This is a genomic window from Nitrosopumilus sp. (genome assembly GCF_025699255.1).
Classification (GTDB): Archaea; Thermoproteota; Nitrososphaeria; order Nitrososphaerales; family Nitrosopumilaceae; genus Nitrosopumilus.
In genome coordinates this window covers 21,013-40,397 of record NZ_JAILWA010000004.1, presented here as the reverse complement: position 1 = coordinate 40,397, position 19,385 = coordinate 21,013, and the positions used below count along the sequence as shown (strand labels likewise).

Here is a 19,385-nt window from a genome sequence, read left to right as displayed (position 1 = left end):
TTTTAATCCTCAAAAGAAGATCTGATTACAATAATTTTTGTGTTTTACCAATAATTTATGAAATTTTTGTAGACTATAATGCCTTGATCTCTTTGCCTAGAAGACTTTTGTAAAGAGATATTGCTTCTGCTTCATCTTTTGGACCTACAACTACAGCAGAACCTTTTTTCATGAAGCTAACAGAAAGATCATTGGTTCTTAAAGATAATCCTAAACTGCCCTGATTGTCAACGATGAATCCTTTTTCCTTTGCGATTGCAGTAACGTCATTTACATCAAGATCAAATATTTCAGTGGGGGTAATAGAATAAGTTCTCTTACCACGATTGCGACCACATAATTCTTCTAAAATTAATTCTTCTTTTACAGCAACTTCCAATTTTCCTGTTCCACAAACTGGACATTCTTCAGCTCTGAATGTTCTAGTACTGTTAAAATTCAGATTTTCTAAATCAATGTGTAAAATTCTTTCAGATAGATTAGGAATCTTTCCAAGTATTATTTTAACAGCTTCTGCAACTTCAATCGCACCAACAATAGAAAGAATTGGTGGATGTACACCTTCAATACTACATGTTGGCATTGCATCTTCATTTAATTCAGGAAACATGCAAAAATAACATGCAGATTTTTTTGGTAAAATAGTAAAGACTTGTCCAGATGTTCCAACTGCAGCTCCAGTTACAAATGGAATTTCATGTTTTACACATGCTTTGTTCAATGCATATCTTGCATTAACACTATCAAGTGCATCAATTACAACATCACATCCTTCAATAATTTCTAATGCAGTATAATCATTTACAGATACAGCTAATGCTTCTACTTTACAATCAGGGTTTAGTTTTTGTAATTTTTTTGCAGCTACTTCTACCTTGACTTGTCCTACATCATCTTCATCAAACATCATTTGTCTATGTAAATTAGATAATTCGATTACATCTCTATCAATGATTCGCAAAGTTCCAACACCCATTGTAGCCAATCTAGAAATAATTGGATGTCCTAAACCACCAGTTCCAACAACACAAACTTTAGCATTTTTTAATTTTAATTGTCCACCATATCCAATTTCTTCTAGCATTACTTGTCTTGAAAATTTATCTAGTTCTTTAGGAGAAAGTTCTTCAGAACCTCCAGCAACTGCAGGTAAAATATAAACTTCATCACCATCTTTAAGATCAGTTTGCATTCCATTAGAAAACTTTGCATTCTTTCCATTGATGTAGATATTTATCAATGAACGAGGTGTCCCGTCACTCTCCAAAACTCTACGCTTAAAGTCATCACCCATAATTTCTGAAATCTTTACAAATGCATCAGTCAGAGAATCAGCTGAAATTTCTGTTTTCTTTTCTCCACCACTCTGATTTAGTACTGACGGAATTGTGAATGTAATATTTGCCACTAGTTAACTACCGCCGATATTTCCCCAACGTCTGCTTTCATGACAGCCGGTTTTTGTAAAACTTCCATAATTGATTCAGTTGCTTTAAGACCATTACCAGTAACATAGCATACTACTTTGTCATTTGTATCAATTTTTCCTTGTTCAACCATTTTTTGAAGAACAGAGATAGAAACACCACCAGCAGGTTCTGTAAAGATTCCTTCAGTTTGAGCAAGAAGTAAAATTGCATCCAGAATTTCTTTGTTGTTTGATTCTTCAGCAAATCCGTTATACTGTTGTAATCGTTTCAAAACATATCTACCATCACCAGGATCACCAATTGCTAAGCTTTTTGCAACAGTATCAGGATTTTCAACTGGAATTACTTCTTTGTTATTTTTCTTAAATGCATCAACAATAGGTGCACAACCATGTGGTTGAGCTGCAATCATATGCATATTTGAGACATCATCAAGAAGTGAAACTGTTTGTAGTTCCTCAAATCCCTTACAAATTGCATTAAGCATTGCACCACTTCCAACCGGAACTATAAGTTGATCAGGAACTTGCCAATCAAGTTGTTCTGCAACTTCAAAGGCAAAAGTTTTGGATCCTTCTACATAATGTGAACGCATGTTAATATTTACTACGCCAATACCTTTACTGTCACCAATTTGTGCAGCTATGGTATTTGCATCATCATATGTACCATCAACTGCAATATAATTAGCACCATAAGATAATGCTTGAGCAATTTTTGCCATTTCAATATTACTTGGTGCAAATACATGACATGGTAATCCAGCTTTTGCTGCATGTGCTGCAGTTGCAGATGCCAAATTTCCAGTAGATGCACAACCAACAGCAGATAATCCAAATTCTTTTGCTTTAGATATTGCAACTCCAGCAGGTCTATCTTTAAATGAAAATGTAGGATTTACAGAATCATTTTTAATGTAAAGATTGTTTAATCCTAATTTTTTACCAAGATTGTCAGCTTTGATAAGAGGTGTCATGCCAGCACCAATACTTACAATATTAGATTTCTCTTCTATTGGCAATAATTCAAAATATCTCCAATAGTTATGCTCACGGTTAGAAAAAGTTTCTTTAGTAATTGGGGGGAAATTGTATTTTACATCAAGTGGTCCAAAACACTCAGCACAAATGTATTTGAAAGCAGTATCATACTCTTTTTTGCATTCTCTACAACATAGTGAAGTTCTAGTCAAGATCAATATCTCCTCTAAGAATATAGATAAAAAATCCTAATATCAAGTTAAGTAACACTTAATTTTTATGATTAAAAAATATAATGAATAATAGTAATAATAAGGTGAAAAATAGGAAAAGCAGAATTTCTGGATATATAGTAAAAATCAAAATTTAAAATTAGAAATTAATGAGGAAGGTTTTTAGATATTTTTAAAATGATATTTTTGTGAACAAAAATGTTATAATTTCAATAGGAATTGGTATTATTATAATAGTTGTAGGAATCATTGCAATAACCAACCAAGAACCTAGTACAATGGAAGTAGAAGATACATTAAACAAAGAACTATTACCAAATGAAGAAATTACTCCGGAAGTTCAAGAAAAATTAGATGAAATTGAGAAAATCAATTTAGAAAATGAATATTCACCAAAAGATAGAGAATGGATTACTTCAGGTCCATTTCAGATAGATCGTAGTGAATATGTTTTAGGAGAAAAAATATTTCTACGTATTGGAGGATTAGGATACGATGAAAAAGGTCAAGTTGCTTTTCTAAGACCACTAAACACAACACATTACTCTGTTTATCTAACGATACCATTTGATGGTGCAGAAAAAACTACTTTTAATTATTATTTAGAACCACAACTTTCTAAGACAAGAGGTTACTGCACTATAGAAGATTTTATTGGAGATTGGAGAGTTGTTTTTAGAGGTACAGAGTATCCAAATTTGGAATTTAAAATAACAGAACAAATACTACCAGGAAGCGAAAGTAACTTTGAACCAGTTTGTTAGCTTATTTTTCTAAAGAATTATGAAAACAAACTTTTTCACCAATATGACATGCAGGTCCTGATGGTTCAACTAGATAAATAATTGCATCAAAATCACAATCAACCAAAATTTCTTTAATTTTTTGAGTATTACCTGATTCTTCGCCTTTCATCCAAAGTTTATTTCTTGAACGACTCCAGAACCAAGAATTTCCAGTTTTTTTTGCAAGTTGTAACGATTCTTTATTTGCATAGGCTAGAGTTAATACATCTTTTGTATTTACATCTTGAACAATTACCGGTACAAGACCACCACTCTTTTCAAAATCTATTTCATCAATAGTTTTTTCCATAAATGAAAATTTCTATATAGCTATTATAATCTTACAGGAATTTCATTTCTCTTCAAATAAGATTTTACGCCATTTACTCCATGAGTATCATAATGAAAAATAGATGCAGCTAATGCAGCATCTACATCTGATTTCTTGAAAACATCAATCATATCTTGAGGTTTGCCACATCCTCCAGAAGCAATAACAGGAATAGAAATTGAATCTACAACTGTTTTAGTTAGCAAAATATCATATCCATCTTTTGTTCCATCTTTGTCAATACTAGTTAGAAGAATTTCACCAGCACCTAATCGTTCGGCATCCTTAACCCATTTAATTACATCAATCCCAGTGCCTTCTTTTCCACCATAAATGAAGACCTCGAACCAAAACTCTTTATCATTTTCAGTAAAAAGATTCTTTGTTTGATCAACATCATAGTTTCTTTTTGCATCAACTGCGACTACAACACATTGTCTACCAAAAATTTCCATTAACTCGGTAATGACTTTAGGATTTTTTATTGCGCCTGTGTTGATTCCAACTTTGTCAGCACCATTTAGTAAAATATTTCTAGCATCTTCTAATGATTTTACTCCACCACCAACAGTAAAGGGTATATCAATTACTGATGCAACTTTTCTAACTAAATCTTTGATTGTTTTTCGTTGCTCGTCAGATGCAGTAATATCTAAAAAAACTAATTCATCTGCACCCTCATTACTATATTTTGCAGCAAGTTCTACAGGATCTCCTGCATCTTTAATTGATTCAAAATTCAAACCTTTGACTACCCTGCCATTTTTTACATCCAAACATGGAATAATTCTTTTAGTTAAAGTCATGATAATTTTTTTGCCTCTTGTATAGTTAGTTTTTTCTCATAAAGTGCTTTTCCAAGAATTACACCAAATGCATTTTTTTCTTTTACATCTTTAACATCTGAAATATTGGAAATGCCTCCACTTGCAATAATATTGGTATTTGGTAAATTACATGCTTGCTCTAAAAATTCTAAATCAGGTCCTTCTAAAGTTCCATCTTTACTGACATTAGTTAATAGAAATTCTGTAAAACCCATATCAAGAAATTCATTAATTGCAGGAATTAGTTTAATTCCAGTACCTTTTTGCCAACCATGAACAACTATTTCACCATCTTTATGATCAACTGAAATTACAATTTTTTCTGGCCCTAGTTCAGATAATAATGATTTTAGGAGATTTTTATCTTTGAATGCCAAAGTCCCTATCACAATTCTTTCAGACAATTTTGCTACGTCTAAAACTAGAGATTTTTCTCGTAATCCACCAGCAACTTCCACTGGAATATTTACTGTATCAAGAATCTTTTTGATTACATCTAGATTAGACCCAATTCCAAGAGTAGCATCTAGATCCACCAAATGAAGGATATCGGCACCAGCAGATTCCCATTGTTTTGCGATTTCTATAGGATTGTTACTATATACTGTCTTTTGATTAGGATCGCCTTTGTACAAACGAACAACTTTACCGTCCATCAGATCAATTGCAGGAATGATTTTCATTTTCTACACTCTTTTAGAAAATTCTCCAACATGATTTTTCCCATAGTACTAGATTTTTCAGGATGAAATTGAGTTCCAAAAAAATTGTCATGTTCAACAACTGCAGGTACTTTGATTCCATAATCAGATTCAGCAGTAATCACATCATTTGATTCAGGTTTTACTCTATACGAGTGAACAAAATAAGCCCAAGAACCATCTACAACACCTTCAAGAATTTTTCCAGGTTTTTTTATCTCAAGATTATTCCAGCCCATATGTGGCACTTTCATAGAAGAAGGAAGTACAATTACCTCACCATCTATTACATTCAAACCTTTTTCTTTGCCTTCTTCACTTTTTTCAAAAAACATTTCCATGCCAAGACAAATTCCCAATACAGGCATATTCTCAACATAATCTTTGAATTGAATTTTTGAAAAATCTCTAATACTATTCATTGCAGGATCAAAATTTCCTACACCAGGAAGTAATAATCCAGAATAGGTGTTGTCATTATCAAAATTTGTAATTACATCAACTGTAGCCCCAGCTTTTTCAAGAGAATTTTTCAAGCTGAAAATATTTCCAGCACCATAATCAAAAATTGCGACACTTACCATTACATTGAACCTTTTGTGCTTGGAATTCCTTTTTGTTTCTTATCTAATCCAGATGCATTTCTTAATGCAACAGCAAGTGATTTGATTGCAGCCTCAACTTTATGGTGATCATTATCTCCATACTTTACAGTAAGGTGAATACAACTATTCAGATTTTGAAGTAACGATTGAAAGAAATGTTCAAGATCTTCTTTAGATACATCTTCAATCTTACTTCGTTTAATTGATAGTGTTAATTTCCAAAATGGTCGTTTGACTAGATCAATTGAAGCTTCTGCAAGAGACTCATCCATAGGAACTGATGCATAACTAAATCTAGTTATTCCTCGTCTAGCACCTAATGCTTTGTCAATTGCTTGACCAATTGTTATCGCAGTATCTTCTATCAAATGGTGTTCAATTCCATCATTTGATTTTGCATCAACTTTGAGATCCATCATACCATGTTTTCCAAAGGAAACAATTAGGTGATCAAGAAAGTTAATTCCGGTTTTAATTGATGTTTTTCCAAAACCATCTAAATTTACATATACAGAAACACTGGTTTCCTTTGTATTTCGTTTAATTGAAGCCTTTCTTGATGCCATTTTTATCACAGATTATCTAACTGCATTATTCTAAATTTAATACCTTTGGTAAGAGATGAATAGAGTCCAAAACCAAAATAGCATCATTTTTTTCAAATAGTTCTAATTTAGCCTCAGGATCTTTGCTGGTTCCTATGATTCCACAAAAAATTGTCTTGTTTCCTAATTCGGTTGCTTTTTTTGCCATGATAAAATCTTCCATAGAATCTCCAACATATATGCAAATAGTTGAATTCATTCCTTGTATGGAATTTAACAATGATTGGGGATTCGGTTTAGCTAGTTCACGAAATTCATCTTCAAGAAACATAGAATTTTGTAAATCAAATTTAGACAAAATAGATTTTAGGGAATAACTTACAGATTCTTTTCCTCTACCAGTCACCATAGCAATCTTTGAATTGAATCTTCTTAGTAGTTTTTGTATTAAAATATCATTTATTATTACATCATCTTGCTCAATAAGACCAGGTTCTAAAAAATTTGAAGTTTTGTTAAACAATTTTTCATATAATTCAGGACCATAGAAAATTTGATCAAAAATATTATACAATGGATTTTCATGATGAGTTCCCGGATATGACAATTTTTTTTTGATTTCAGAGATATTAGTTAGAGTTTCAACATATTTTTCTACAGAAATTATTCCAGTGGAATCAGAATTTTTTATCACATCAAAAATAAAACTAGTTTGATCTTTTTTCAATTGATTTGCAGCAACAAGCGAAAGAATAGCAGCATATGTTAAATCAACTTCATCATTGAATCCACCTGTAGATTTGAAACCATCAATAATTTTAAAATCTATATCTATTGCATTCTTAATGTTAGCAAAGTTTTCTAAAACATATTGTGTTGTTTTAATTATTGCAGAATCATATGATTTTGTTATATCAATTAAAACTCCATCACAATCAAAAATTATTGAATCAGCTTCATTTAGAATATCAATTTTGGAATCATCAACATAGATTCCTTCAGATTTTTTTGTTAGAGTCATCCCAACAAATCACGTATAGCTAGTAAAAATTTTGAATTCATTTCCTTAGTTCCAATAGTAACTCGTAGACAACCTTTATGATTTCCAATTTTTCCTAGTTTTCTTATAGAAATTCCTTGTTCAGCTAATGCTGAATAGACCCGTTTATAGGCACCATGAGCATCAAAGAGGACAAAATTAGCCTTAGAATCAAAGACTTCAAAGGCATCGTATTTCTTCAAAGTTTCAATAATTCTTTTTCTCTCAATTTTGATTATGTCTATAGTGTCTTTCATAGTGTTTGATCTTTCAAGAGCCTGTATTCCAGATTCAATTGTAATTGTACTTATTGGATATGGATATTGTAAAATATTCATGAAAGCCTCAGTGAATTTTTTGCTTGCTAGAAAATAACCTAGTCTTAATCCAGCCAATCCAAATGATTTTGAAAGAGTTTGGACAACAATAAGATTTTCTTGAGTTTTCACCATATTTGAAAGAGAGTATTCGCTAAATTCGCCATATGCCTCATCAATAATTACAAGACCATCAAAAGATTTGACAAGTTTCTGTAATTCGTTTTTTGAAAATTGAAATCCAGTTGGGTTATTTGGAGAATCAAGATATAAGATATCTGCATTTTTTGATTGTTTAACAAAATCTTTAATGTTTAATTTCATACCATCAGAAAATGGAATTGTGATTAATGGAATGTTATACAGTTTGCAGCGCTCTTCAAAAAATCCAAATGTTGGATTAGATGTTAAAACTTTGGTTTGTTTTGAAGCAAAATTTGAGAGAATTAAATCTAAGATTTGATCAGAACCATTTCCAACACCAATCATAGTAGAAGAAATTTTTGTAAATTTTGATATGGCATTGATCAATCTCTCAACTCCTCCAAGTGGATATTCTCTAATGTCAGAGTTTTTTTTCGCAGAAGAAATTATATCATTTTGAAATTGCTTTGAAATTACATAATTTTCATTTGAATCTAATTTAACAGAATCTTGGATTAGTTCTGGTTTTTGATAACCTCCAATGTCGTTGAATTTTTTAATTTTTTCATTAAACCAATTTTTTTTCAATCTAGTCTACCTCTAACTGCCTCATAGTGATTAGAAAGTCCCTCAGATGTCGTTAGTACTTCAAGATATTTTGAGATTTTTAATAGTGATTTTTGAGATGATGTTATCTGAGTGTTAATTTTAATAAAATCTAGAACAGATAAAGAGCCTCTAATTTTCCCAAATCCATTGGTAGGCAAAATGTGATTTGAGCCTAAAATATAGTCACTAGCAGACGAAGGAGTGTTATTTCCTATCAAAACCAAACCTGAAGAAGTGATTTTAGAAGAAACAGATTCAGAATTTTTAGTCATTATTTGCAAATGTTCAGGAGCCAAAATATTTGCTAGTTTTATCATATCAGAAGTTGTCTTGCATATTACAATAAATCCATTTTTTTCAAGACTTGTTTTAACAATTTTTTCTCTTTTAATTGATGGAAGAAGTTCTGAAATCATCTTCTTAACTGATATTGCAAGTTTTTCAGATGTAGTAATCAAATAGCAAAAAGTATCAGTGCTGTGTTCAGCTTGTGAAATCAAATCCAATGAAACAAATTTTGGGTTAGCTGAATTATCTGCAATTATTCCTAGTTCAGTAGGACCAGCAAGCATATCAATTCCAGTTTGCATACTTACTAAAGATTTTGCAGATGTAACAAATGCGCCACCTGGACCTACAATTTTATCGACTTTGGAAATTGATTTTGTTCCATAGGATAATGCCCCAATAGATTGTACACCACCTGTCTTGTAAATTTCATCTGCACCACAAATATCTGCAGATACAATTGTTAGTGGATCAATTTTACCATCAGAGTTAGGTGGAGATACAACGACTATTCTTTTTACACCAGCAATTTTTGCAGGAACAACAGACATGATTACAGAGCTTGGATATCTAGCTAATCCTCCCGGAATATAACATCCCACACTTTGAATAGGAATAAATTTTTTTGAAATCTTTATTCCATCATGATTAATTTGTTTGTTTTTTAATAGTGATTTTACTGAGGATTCAGTTTTTCCTAGTCTAGTTTTAGCTAATCTTATTGCATCAAGTTCAAGTTTTGAGACTTTGGAATATGCATTTTTTATTTCATTTGAAGTTACTCTTAATGAAGAAATATTTGCTTTACTGAATTTTCTTTCATATTTTCTAACAGCAGCATCACCATTCTTTTGAACATTTTTTAAAATGGATTCAACAATGGTTTTGTTATTTTGAGGCTGTTTTGGGGTAATTTGTTCTGCAAACTTTTCAACATTAGATACTTTGATAATTCTCATCAATTTTCTTCGTCACGTTTTATCTCCTCAAGTTCAAGGATTTGTCTTGGTTCATGAACCACAAGACCTTGAGCAATCTTCCTTAATTTAGGAATAAGTTTGTGAAATTCTTCTTTTTTAATGACGGTATTAACTCCAAACCATCCTTGTTCACTTAGTGGACTAATTGTAGGTTTTTTGAGAGAAGGCATCTGTGTCAGGAGTTTTTTTAGGTTTTTTTCTTCTACATTTAGATAAATGTGTAAGAATTTTCTACCATGAACTGCACCTCTCATTAAGGTAACAATATCAAATATTTTTTCACGCTTTTTTGGATCTTTCAATGATTTTTTATTTACAATCAGGTGAGCAGTTGAAGTTAATACTTCATCAACAATTTTGAGTTTATTTTGCTTAAGTGTGGTTCCTGTTTCAGTCACATCCATGATTGCATCAACATCTTCAGGAGGCTTTGCTTCAGTGGCACCAAATGACAAATGAATTTGTACATTTTTGTTATTTCCTAATCTAACCCAAGGAGTTACAATTAGAGGATCTTTAGAACCATAGTATTTTTTATACGACTTGGATTGTTTAAGAAATTTTGATGCAGTTGTAAGATATTCAGATGAGATTCTAAGTGTTTTTTTCTTTTTACCATAATCTGCAATCATTTCATCTAAATTTTTGTATCTATATTTATCAGGAAAAGCAATTACAAGTCTGATTTTACCATACTCTAAATCCAAAATAGGCTCGACATCAGAGTTTGTTTCACCAACCCAATCCTTTCCGGTAATTCCCACATCATACAATCCTTCTGCAACCAATGTTGGGATTTCTTGAGGACGTAACATCTTCACAATTATGCTAGGATCATCCAAGTATACACGATAAGTTCTACTTTTTCTATTTACTCTAGTCCAAGATTTTTCAAGTAGCTTGAAAGTGGCCTCTTCAAGACTACCTTTTGGAATGGCAAATTTTACCTCAGACATTTTCAATTTTTTCACTTTTTAGGTATATAATCGCATGTTTAAATTTGCTCAAGCAATTCTTTAGCTCTATCAAGTGAAATTTTCTTTTCTTCAATCATTTTCTGAACAATTTCATCAATTTGATCAGGTGTCGCACCAGCAGCAGCAGCTAGATTTCTTGCGTGAAGACGCATGTGTCCTTTTTGTATTCCTTCAGTAGAGAGAGCTCTAATAGCACTATAATTTTGAGCCAATCCAGTAGCGGTCATAACACATGCAAGTTCTTGTGCAGATGTTGCTCCCAAAATTTTTGTACAAACTTTAGCAACTGGATGAACATTTGCAATTCCACCCACAATTCCAACAGAAAGAGGAATTTCTAAAATTCCGACCAGATTTCCATCATCATCCTTACTCCATTTACTCAAAGAACGGTATTTCCCAGACTGTGCAGCATATGCATTTGCAGCTGCTTCAATTGCCCTACTATCCTGACCAACAGCATTTGCAACAGCTATAGTACCATTCATGATACCTTTGTTATGAGTGACAGCCCTATACACATCATTATCTGCAAATTCAAATGCAGAAATGATATTATCAACTACTTGTTCTCCTCCAACAGATTCTTTTTCAAATACAGCTTTTGCTTTTACCATTCTTCTAGTAGAGTAATTTGAAAGGATACGCAATAAAGCTCTTCCATCCGTAATTTTTTCAATCAAAGGAGAAACGGCTTCACACATTGTGTTTGTAACATTTGCACCCATTGCATCACCAACATCAATTAACAATTCAACAATAAGCATAATTCCAGAAGGTGTATCAATTTCTTTACAAGAAATATCTTTTGCACCTTTGCCCATTTTTGACAAAGTGTTGCTTTTTGAATTTGCTAGTTCAAGAATTTCATTTGTTGAATTTTTTATTTTTTGGATTGCTGATGTGGGATCAACATCCAAAAGTTGTATTTGGCCAATACTAAATGACTCATTTGAAGTGACTTCAAATCCACCTTTAATTCGAGCTACCTTAGCTCCTTTTGATGCAGCAGCTATTACGGAAGGCTCCTCAATAACCATTGGCACCAAGTAATCCTTGCCATTAATCTTAAAATTTGTAGCAACGCCCAATGGAAGTGAAAATGTGCCAATAGCGTTCTCAACCATCTTATCGGCTTTATCAAAAGAAATTCCCCCATTATCGTTTTGTAGAATTTCTAATTCTTCACTAGTTAGATTTGCAAAATTTGCAACAACATCTAATCTTTCTTTTCTTGATTTCTCAAAAAATTTTGAAATTGACGAGTCTGACATTTTATTTTATTATCCTCAATAGTTTATCATCCATACTATCTGGAAAACCTTTTCCATCAGTATTTGATGTAATTACATAAAGACTACCATCTGTACCCTCTACTACATCTCTTACACGACCAATCCCACTAAGTATTGACTTTTGAGAGCTCAGTCCCTCATCAAAATCTAACTGGTATAGATTAGAAGCTCTCATAGATGCCATAATGAATGAAGATTGAAAATCCAAGGATTTTCCAGAATAATACAGTATACCTCCAGGTTCAATGCTTGGATCATAGCAAAGAATAGCATCTTCAAACTTTTCATTTCCTGAACATTGTTGTTCAGGCCATCCATAGTTTTTACCTGCTTGAACTAGATTGATTTCATCATTTTTCTCTGGTCCAAATTCTGCTACAAACAGATTTCCATTTTGATCCCAAGTCATACCTTGAGGATTTCTATGTCCTAACGAATATACTAATGAATCTGAAAAAGGGTTATCTTCAGGAACTGTCCCGTCATCATTTAGTCGTAGAATTTTTCCTGATAACGAGTTAAGATCTTGTGGAAGATGAGAAGCATCAGAAATAGTTCCAGTACCCACATATAATTTTCCATCAGGTCCAAATTTTATGAAACCTCCATTTGTAAATGATGAACCAGGAACTTTTTCTAAAATAGTTTCAGCGTTTACAAGCTTGTTATCAGATTCAGTAATCTTTAAAATTTTATTCCACAGTTTATCATTCTCTTCATAAGTCAAAAAGACATACAGTTGATGATTAGTTAAAAAATTTGGATGTAATGCTATCCCTAATAATCCACCGTCAAAAACATTGGCAGTACGTAATGTAGCTAATGGAGATTCTAATAATGTATTATTTTGTATAACTCTAATCATTCCATCTTTTTCAGTTACAAAAATTCGATTCTCAGATACTGCAATAGACCTAGGTTTATTTAGATTTTCAGCCAACACAGTTACAAAATCACTTTTAGAATTTGAGTTTGGTTCGGGTAATGGAATAGGATCAGATGGAGATGTTAAAACTAAGACAGAAAACACTGTGGCAATAACAATTGCAGATACTTGGATTTTTTTATCCATGAGAATACAATCTTTTCAAATCCTATTAATTACTTTCAAGAATTTGATAAAGCGTATATACGGCTCAACTTCATTTATGTTCAGCGGGGTGGGGAAGCCAGGTCATCCCGGCGGGCTCATAACCCGCAGTTCAGTAGTTCAAATCTACTCCCCGCTACTTATTTTCTATAAACACAAAACCATGAAAGAGACTCATTAAATTGAGAAGATTTATTCTTCATTCCAATTCGTTGCAATGGTCTTGAAAGATGCCTATGTGCAGAGATTTTTGGAAGATAAAGTTGCTTTTTGATTTTTCTTGGAATTTCATGAGATGTTTTTTTAAATTCTCTTTCTCCACAATGAATACATTGAAAGCCTTGATTCAATCCTTTTGATTTCATTTTTTTGTTACATTTTTTACATTCAGGATTAGAAATTGAAATATTCTTTACGGGTGAGAGAATTTCAAGAAATTCTAAATTAATAATTCTAGGATAATTTTTTGAAGCCTTTCTTACTCCACCTCCAACAATAATTTTATCTCCTTTTAGCAAATTTGAAGCATGAATAGTCATACCAGTAGGTTTGTAGACTGCACACCAAAAATCATGATTATTTGAAGTGATTTTAAAGAGAACATGTCCTCCTTTTACAATTTTTGGAGAAATGGAAACAATTCCTTGAATTTTTCCAGAGGCATAGGGTTTCATATTTTCAAAAGTCAAGTCATTTTTTAGATGATCACCAGTTCCTTGATTTGATTTGAAAATCATATAACCGTCTAATTTTTCAGTAGTTTTTAGAATTTTTGTTGCATGAATCAAAGAATCTACATTTTCACCTCTAACTCCATAAAAAACAGGATCAGGTCCATGAGGAGTTATCAAAACTCTACCTTTTTTGGTATCAAAACTGTTGAAAGTATGAGGTGAAGTTTTTTCTTGCATATTTCTAACACTATCAGTAGAAATTTTTCTTTCTTTTCCAAACTTTGATTTTTTACGATAGCTCAAAAGTTCCAATGTATGATCATGAAAATCATAACCTATTGCACCAATTGCTCCAATCAATCCTTGGCCGTTTCCTTGAAAATAAATTTCAAGATTATTTTTTTTAGCAAATTTTTTTGCATTGTTTCTATTGATTAATTGCCACAGAGCTAATTTACTGAATTTTGTAAATTCAGATGGAATTGAATTGCTTTCAAAAAAAACTAGTCCAGGATTTGCTCCATTTTTTGTATCCGAATATTTAGAAACAAGGTTTTTTATTTGGTTTTTTATTTTCAAGGGATTTTTTGTCTTAATTTTCATAGATACTGCACCATTTCCTCTTGTTTTCCATGGAATATTTGGATTAAATCGAATCAATCTTGGAAAATCTAAAAATTCAGTTTTTTGTTTTTGAAGTAAATCAACAATTTTGTATGCTAAAAAAGTAGTACACATTCCTTTAGGAGAATCAGTGTCATCAAATCCAACATTTAGTATGGTGTCCTTTTCCATGAATTTCTTTGCTTATTCAGACATTTTTAGTTGTTGGAGATTTCAGTTGATTTAAATTAATAATTGGGTACTTTAAGCTAAATTGATTATAGTAGATGAGGAAAGAATTTTCAAAGAAATTGAAGAGAAAAATCCAGCATCAGTGTCATTAAACGGTCCTGATGGAATATTACCACAAGTTCAAGAAACAGCAATTAGAATAACTCAAAAATTTGGGATTCCAGCATATATTTTGGCTGATACAACTTGGGGAACATGTGATCTAAACACTAATGGAGCAAAAGTTTTGGGTTCAGAAATTCAATTTAACATAGGTCATACTATCAATACAGAATCATTAGAAAAAAATCTAATTTTAATTGATGCATATGACGATGTAGAATTTGATAGTGTTGCAAAGAAATGTACAGATTTGTTAAAAGGGAAAATCATATCGCTAGTTACTGACAGTCAGCATTTACATCAAGTGGGTAAAGTAGAAAAAATATTCACAGAAAATGGTATTAAAGTAAAAATTGGAAAAGGAAAAGGACAGTTAAATGATGGGCAAGTTTTTGGTTGTGAATTTTATCCAGCAACAGAACTCAAAAAAGAAGTAGATGCGTATGTATTTTTGGGACAAAGTAATTTTCATGCAGCGGGAATTGCATTATCAACTAATTTGCCAACTTATGTTTTAGATCCTTACTTTAATGAAGTACGAGAGGTTACAGAATTTGCACAAAAATTAAAAAAGAAAGCTACCTTAGCAATATACAAAGCAGCTGATGCGAAGTCATTTGGAGTAATTGTAGGGTTAAAGGAAGGACAATTATCTAAAGTATTTGCATTAAAAATCAAAAAAGAATTAGAGGCTGAGGGTAAACAGGTGCAATTGTTTGCATTAACAGACATTACAAATGATAGATTAAGAAATCTCAAAGGAATAGATGCCTTTATTCAAGTAGCATGCCCAAGGATTTCAACAGATAATCAATTTGACAAACCTGTTTTATCTACTCCACAGGCAAATGCTCTTCTTAAAATTTTGAGAAAAGAAAGTATAGATGAATATTTAGAAATTCCACATTGGCTATAATCATAAAATCAATTTCATAAATTTTGGGTTGGTTGATAAGGATTCAAACACTTTTGATTTTTTTGCTTTAATTTTATATTTTATTCCTTGAGAAATAGCATGTTCAAGAATAGATAGTGCCTCATCATTTTTAGATTGCATAACAAAATTACATGATTTATCAAAGAGAACATCTCCATTGTTAGGATAATCATCTAAAATTTTATTACAACATGAAATTGATTCATCATATTTTCCCATTGAAAATAAAATTCGTTCTTTGTGATATAGTGCAATCTTATAATTTTCATTATTATTTAAAATGTCATTACAAATAGATAATGCTGTAGTAAGATTACCTTGCTTTCTAAAAGTAGATATTTTGTTAACCATAATTGAGAGGTCATTAGGGGAAATTTCTAATGCTATATTGTAACATTTCATGGCATTTTGATAATCTTTGAGTTTACTCAAAGCATATCCCTTATTGTTAAGAGAGCTGATATGTTGTGGATATTCATCTAAAATTTTATCATAATAGACAATTGCTTCATGTAATTTTCCTTGTAAAAATAATCTATTTCCTTCATCTAAAATGGAATTTGTTTTTGGATCTTCCATGCTATCAGAATTCTGGTTTGATTAGGATTTTTCCAAACAATCCTTTACCTTTAAGCATTTTAGTATGAGCTTGAGCTGCATTTTCTAAAGAATAAACTGAATCAATAATTGATTTTATTTTTCCTTGAGACATCCAATACAATCCTTGTTCTAACTCAGCTCTTGTACCTTGGGTTGAGCCTAAAATATTGATACCTTTAAAGAAAATATGGCGCAAATCAGTTTTGGCATCATATCCAGTTGTTGCACCAGTTGTCACAATTATACCACCATAATTCAACAGAGTTAATTCTTTATTCCAATGAGAACCTCCAATGTGTTCAAAAATTACATCAACACCTGGAATATCTCCTGATGGTTTTGGAATTTTTTTTGCAATTGATCTTACTTCTTTATGCCAATCTTCCTTTCTATGATCTATTGCATAATCTGCCCCAAGTTCTAATAATTTATCTAACTTATCAGGACTTGCAGTGGCTATAACAGTACATCCAAAAAGTTTTGCAATTTGAATTCCATAGTTACCAACTCCAGAACTGCCACCCATAATGAGAACTATTTGTCCGGGTTGAATTTTTGCTCTACCAACTAACATATGCCAAGAAGTTAGTAATGTCATAGATGCTGCTGCTGCTTCATCATATGATACAGTGTCTGGAATTTTTACTACGTTAACTTCGGGAAGATGTGTAAATTCACAATATCCTCCCCATAATGGACCAGTTTCAAAACCCCAAATAGTTCGTTTCCTGCAATCATATTCTCTACCATCTGTACACGCTTTACAAACCCTACACGACATATTTCCATGTGAAACAACCCTATCGCCTATCTTGATATGTTTGACATCATTACCAATTGCAGTAACTTCTCCAGCAGCATCCGTTCCAGAAATGTGAGGTAAAGGAATTGCTAAAGGTTTACCACGCATGCCCCAAATATCATCATAGTTTAAAGCTGCAGTTTTTACTTTGATTATGACTTCATTTGACTTTGGTTTAGGAATTGGAATATCTTTAATTTTTAAGATTTTTGAAAAATCATCATTATCAGTATACTGGTCATATACTAGGGCTTTCATGATTTTTATCAAATTTTTGATGATATATGATTTATCAAGATCCTTTTAACCACAAACAATTATAATCATAAAATCAGAATTCTCAATATGTCTGAAAATGCCATATTTCCAGGAGATAAAATAGCATCTATTGAGGAATATGAGGCGGGAGAAAATGCTTTTGATGATGGAGATATGGTTAGAGCAGCAACTGTTGGAGAAAAAGACATTGATAAAGTATCACGTACTGCAAACATAAAACACCCAAAACTTCTATCAATTCCAAAAGTAGGAGATACAATTATTGGAACTGTAGTAGCAGTAATGTCATCTATGATTGCAGTATCTATTGATTACATTAATGGAAAACCAACAACATCTAAAGTAGAATGTGTTTGTTCAACAAGAAATTTAAGAATTAGAAATGTTGCTTTAGTAAATGATATTGTTACATTAAAAATTTTAAGTCATCTTAACGGCACTATTCATGCTACAATCAGTGAGCCAGGATTAGGAATTTTATTTACTAAATGTCGAAAATGTGGAGGCAAAGTTGTTCCAATGCGCGATGCAATAAAATGTACAGATTGTGCATGGATTGATGAAAGAAAACTTTCCTCAAACTTTGGAAATAGTGATTTCGTAAATTTAAGAGGGTAAAGAATGATTTATGTTTCGTTCCAAGGTGAACGAGGTGCTTATAGTGAAGCAGCAGCAAAATCATTCTTCAATGAACAAATTGAAACTATTCCTTGTACCACTTTTGCTGAAGTATTAGAAAGTACTTCTAGTGATAAAACACAATATTCAGTGTTACCTGTAGAGAATTCTATCGAAGGTAGTGTTGGAGAAAGCTACGATTTACTATATTCAACTTCTCTTAGTGCAACTGGGGAAATTTATCATAGGATTGAACATTGTTTGATTGGAAATGGTAGTATTGATAAAATAGATACAGTGTATTCTCACCCACAGGCTCTAGGTCAATGTAGAAAATTTATTGAAGAACACAAGATGAAAACAATTCCTACTTATGATACTGCAGGAAGTGTAAAAATGATTAAAGAGATAAACAAAGAAAATTGTGCATGTATTGCTAGTAAGGATGCAGCAAGTATCTACCAAATGCCAATAATTCAGAACAATATTGCTAACAATTTGAATAACTATACTAGATTTTTGATTCTTTCAAAATTAGATAACGCAGAAACAGGGAACGATAAAACATCAATAATCTTTTCAATCAAACATGAGCCAGGTTCATTATTTAGAATAATAGAAAATTTTCATAAAAATAATGTAAATTTAACAAAAATTGAGTCAAGACCAACAAAAGAAAATACATGGGAATACAACTTCTATGTAGATTTTGAAGGGCATCAGAAAAATCCTAAAATCTCAGAAATGTTAGAAAAAATAAAACAAGATACACTATTTATGAAAATTTTAGGATCTTACCAATCAGCAAAATTAAGCTAAAATCCTTTTGGTTTTCTTAGAGTAAATCCCATACTAAATCCTATAATCACCATCCCAGATGTAATTACCATGATATCAAAAGTGAACCAAATTGGATCAGAACTACGAATTAACTCTCCAGTAATATGTAATTCAGAATTACCCGTATTTTGGATAAGAATTTTTGTTTCTCCATCTTCCAAATGAACCCAATCTAATTTTAGCTCATCTTTGTAAGAAGTATTTGGAATTTGTAATCCTGCACCAGGGCTTTGTAGTTTAAGATCAAAGGCATCTCCTACAATTTTCATATGTTGAGAAGTATGATCAGGTGCAGGTATAGTATACGGAATTGAATCTCCTACTGCCAATACATAATCTTCATTAATTGTTATTGTTCCCACATGTGAAAGTAAAGAATACCCTCCAATTGCAATAATTGCACTTCCAACTATCAATCCAATAATAGTTCGTTTAGAAAGCATACATTGAGATATCTTCAGATACTGTTTAAAAAATTATCTACATTAAAGAAAATCTCAAT

21 protein-coding genes and 1 tRNA gene are annotated in these 19,385 nt (G+C 31.8%); 5 read left to right on the top strand and 17 right to left on the bottom strand.

What is annotated here, in order from left to right:
* Nucleotides 1-73 precede the first annotated feature (73 nt).
* Nucleotides 74-1,408, bottom strand: coding sequence for a ThiF family adenylyltransferase (locus tag K5781_RS05525; protein ID WP_297441601.1), 1,335 nt, complete (start codon nucleotides 1,406-1,408; stop codon nucleotides 74-76).
* A complete protein-coding gene (locus tag K5781_RS05520) occupies nucleotides 1,408-2,622 on the bottom strand; it encodes a threonine synthase (protein WP_297441599.1) in 1,215 nt (404 codons plus the stop codon). The genes K5781_RS05525 and K5781_RS05520 overlap by 1 nt, the downstream gene beginning before the upstream one ends.
* 209 nt (nucleotides 2,623-2,831) lie before the next feature.
* On the opposite strand from K5781_RS05520, the gene K5781_RS05515 reads away from it, so the two are divergent.
* The gene (locus K5781_RS05515; protein WP_297441596.1) at nucleotides 2,832-3,407 is read left to right on the top strand and encodes a hypothetical protein; all 576 of its coding nucleotides are present in this window, start codon (nucleotides 2,832-2,834) and stop codon (nucleotides 3,405-3,407) included.
* Between the two features lies 1 nt (nucleotide 3,408).
* Here K5781_RS05515 and hisI read toward each other — a convergent pair whose 3' ends face one another.
* The 11 genes from hisI to K5781_RS05460 are packed head-to-tail and all read right to left on the bottom strand — an operon-like array spanning nucleotide 3,409 to nucleotide 13,158.
* On the bottom strand, nucleotides 3,409-3,738 hold the full coding sequence (gene hisI / locus K5781_RS05510) for a phosphoribosyl-AMP cyclohydrolase (RefSeq protein WP_297441594.1): 330 nt from the start codon (nucleotides 3,736-3,738) through the stop codon (nucleotides 3,409-3,411).
* Nucleotides 3,739-3,761: 23 nt separating this feature from the next.
* Nucleotides 3,762-4,565 (bottom strand): imidazole glycerol phosphate synthase subunit HisF, encoded by an 804-nt coding sequence (gene hisF / locus K5781_RS05505; RefSeq protein WP_297441593.1) that lies wholly within the window; start codon nucleotides 4,563-4,565, stop codon nucleotides 3,762-3,764.
* Complete coding sequence (gene hisA, locus K5781_RS05500; protein WP_297441590.1) at nucleotides 4,562-5,269, bottom strand: 1-(5-phosphoribosyl)-5-[(5-phosphoribosylamino)methylideneamino]imidazole-4-carboxamide isomerase; 708 nt, start codon at nucleotides 5,267-5,269, stop codon at nucleotides 4,562-4,564. Before hisA ends, hisF begins: the two co-directional genes overlap by 4 nt.
* The gene (hisH, locus tag K5781_RS05495; RefSeq protein ID WP_297441588.1) at nucleotides 5,266-5,871 is read right to left on the bottom strand and encodes an imidazole glycerol phosphate synthase subunit HisH; all 606 of its coding nucleotides are present in this window, start codon (nucleotides 5,869-5,871) and stop codon (nucleotides 5,266-5,268) included. Before hisH ends, hisA begins: the two co-directional genes overlap by 4 nt.
* Nucleotides 5,871-6,458 (bottom strand): imidazoleglycerol-phosphate dehydratase HisB, encoded by a 588-nt coding sequence (gene hisB / locus K5781_RS05490; protein ID WP_297441586.1) that lies wholly within the window; start codon nucleotides 6,456-6,458, stop codon nucleotides 5,871-5,873. Before hisB ends, hisH begins: the two co-directional genes overlap by 1 nt.
* A 25-nt stretch (nucleotides 6,459-6,483) precedes the next feature.
* On the bottom strand, nucleotides 6,484-7,458 hold the full coding sequence (locus K5781_RS05485; protein WP_297441584.1) for an HAD hydrolase-like protein: 975 nt from the start codon (nucleotides 7,456-7,458) through the stop codon (nucleotides 6,484-6,486).
* Nucleotides 7,455-8,525 (bottom strand): histidinol-phosphate transaminase, encoded by a 1,071-nt coding sequence (gene hisC, locus K5781_RS05480; RefSeq protein WP_297441582.1) that lies wholly within the window; start codon nucleotides 8,523-8,525, stop codon nucleotides 7,455-7,457. The genes K5781_RS05485 and hisC overlap by 4 nt, the downstream gene beginning before the upstream one ends.
* Nucleotides 8,522-9,793 carry a histidinol dehydrogenase gene (hisD, locus tag K5781_RS05475; protein ID WP_297441580.1) on the bottom strand — a complete coding sequence of 424 codons (1,272 nt, stop codon included), beginning with the start codon at nucleotides 9,791-9,793 and terminating at the stop codon, nucleotides 8,522-8,524. The genes hisC and hisD overlap by 4 nt, the downstream gene beginning before the upstream one ends.
* Nucleotides 9,793-10,770: an ATP phosphoribosyltransferase gene (gene hisG / locus K5781_RS05470; RefSeq protein ID WP_297441578.1), complete on the bottom strand. Its 978-nt coding sequence runs from the start codon at nucleotides 10,768-10,770 to the stop codon at nucleotides 9,793-9,795. Before hisG ends, hisD begins: the two co-directional genes overlap by 1 nt.
* Nucleotides 10,771-10,808: 38 nt before the next feature.
* Entirely contained in the window at nucleotides 10,809-12,065 is a 1,257-nt protein-coding gene (locus K5781_RS05465) for a hydroxymethylglutaryl-CoA reductase, degradative (protein WP_297441576.1), read from the bottom strand.
* 1 nt (nucleotide 12,066) lies between these two features.
* The gene (locus K5781_RS05460; protein WP_297441574.1) at nucleotides 12,067-13,158 is read right to left on the bottom strand and encodes a PQQ-dependent sugar dehydrogenase; all 1,092 of its coding nucleotides are present in this window, start codon (nucleotides 13,156-13,158) and stop codon (nucleotides 12,067-12,069) included.
* A gap of 82 nt (nucleotides 13,159-13,240) precedes the next feature.
* Here K5781_RS05460 and K5781_RS05455 point away from each other — a divergent pair.
* Nucleotides 13,241-13,315 (top strand) — tRNA-Met (locus K5781_RS05455).
* Between the two features lies 1 nt (nucleotide 13,316).
* Here the strand turns inward: K5781_RS05455 and K5781_RS05450 are convergent.
* On the bottom strand, nucleotides 13,317-14,645 hold the full coding sequence (locus tag K5781_RS05450) for a tRNA(Ile)(2)-agmatinylcytidine synthase (RefSeq protein ID WP_297441572.1): 1,329 nt from the start codon (nucleotides 14,643-14,645) through the stop codon (nucleotides 13,317-13,319).
* Nucleotides 14,646-14,727: 82 nt separating this feature from the next.
* On the opposite strand from K5781_RS05450, the gene dph2 reads away from it, so the two are divergent.
* The gene (gene dph2 / locus K5781_RS05445; RefSeq protein WP_297441570.1) at nucleotides 14,728-15,723 is read left to right on the top strand and encodes a diphthamide biosynthesis enzyme Dph2; all 996 of its coding nucleotides are present in this window, start codon (nucleotides 14,728-14,730) and stop codon (nucleotides 15,721-15,723) included.
* Here dph2 and K5781_RS05440 read toward each other — a convergent pair whose 3' ends face one another.
* Nucleotides 15,724-16,323: a tetratricopeptide repeat protein gene (locus K5781_RS05440; protein ID WP_297441568.1), complete on the bottom strand. Its 600-nt coding sequence runs from the start codon at nucleotides 16,321-16,323 to the stop codon at nucleotides 15,724-15,726.
* 4 nt (nucleotides 16,324-16,327) lie between these two features.
* A complete protein-coding gene (locus K5781_RS05435; RefSeq protein WP_297441566.1) occupies nucleotides 16,328-17,404 on the bottom strand; it encodes a zinc-binding dehydrogenase in 1,077 nt (358 codons plus the stop codon).
* A gap of 87 nt (nucleotides 17,405-17,491) precedes the next feature.
* Between K5781_RS05435 and K5781_RS05430 the strand changes: the two genes are divergently transcribed.
* Nucleotides 17,492-18,043: an exosome complex RNA-binding protein Csl4 gene (locus K5781_RS05430; protein ID WP_297441564.1), complete on the top strand. Its 552-nt coding sequence runs from the start codon at nucleotides 17,492-17,494 to the stop codon at nucleotides 18,041-18,043.
* Nucleotides 18,044-18,046: 3 nt separating this feature from the next.
* A complete protein-coding gene (gene pheA, locus K5781_RS05425) occupies nucleotides 18,047-18,862 on the top strand; it encodes a prephenate dehydratase (protein WP_297441563.1) in 816 nt (271 codons plus the stop codon).
* On the opposite strand, the gene K5781_RS05420 is transcribed toward pheA, so the two are convergent.
* Entirely contained in the window at nucleotides 18,859-19,326 is a 468-nt protein-coding gene (locus tag K5781_RS05420) for a hypothetical protein (RefSeq protein WP_297441560.1), read from the bottom strand. The genes pheA and K5781_RS05420 overlap by 4 nt on opposite strands.
* Between the last annotated feature and the right edge of the window lie 59 nt (nucleotides 19,327-19,385).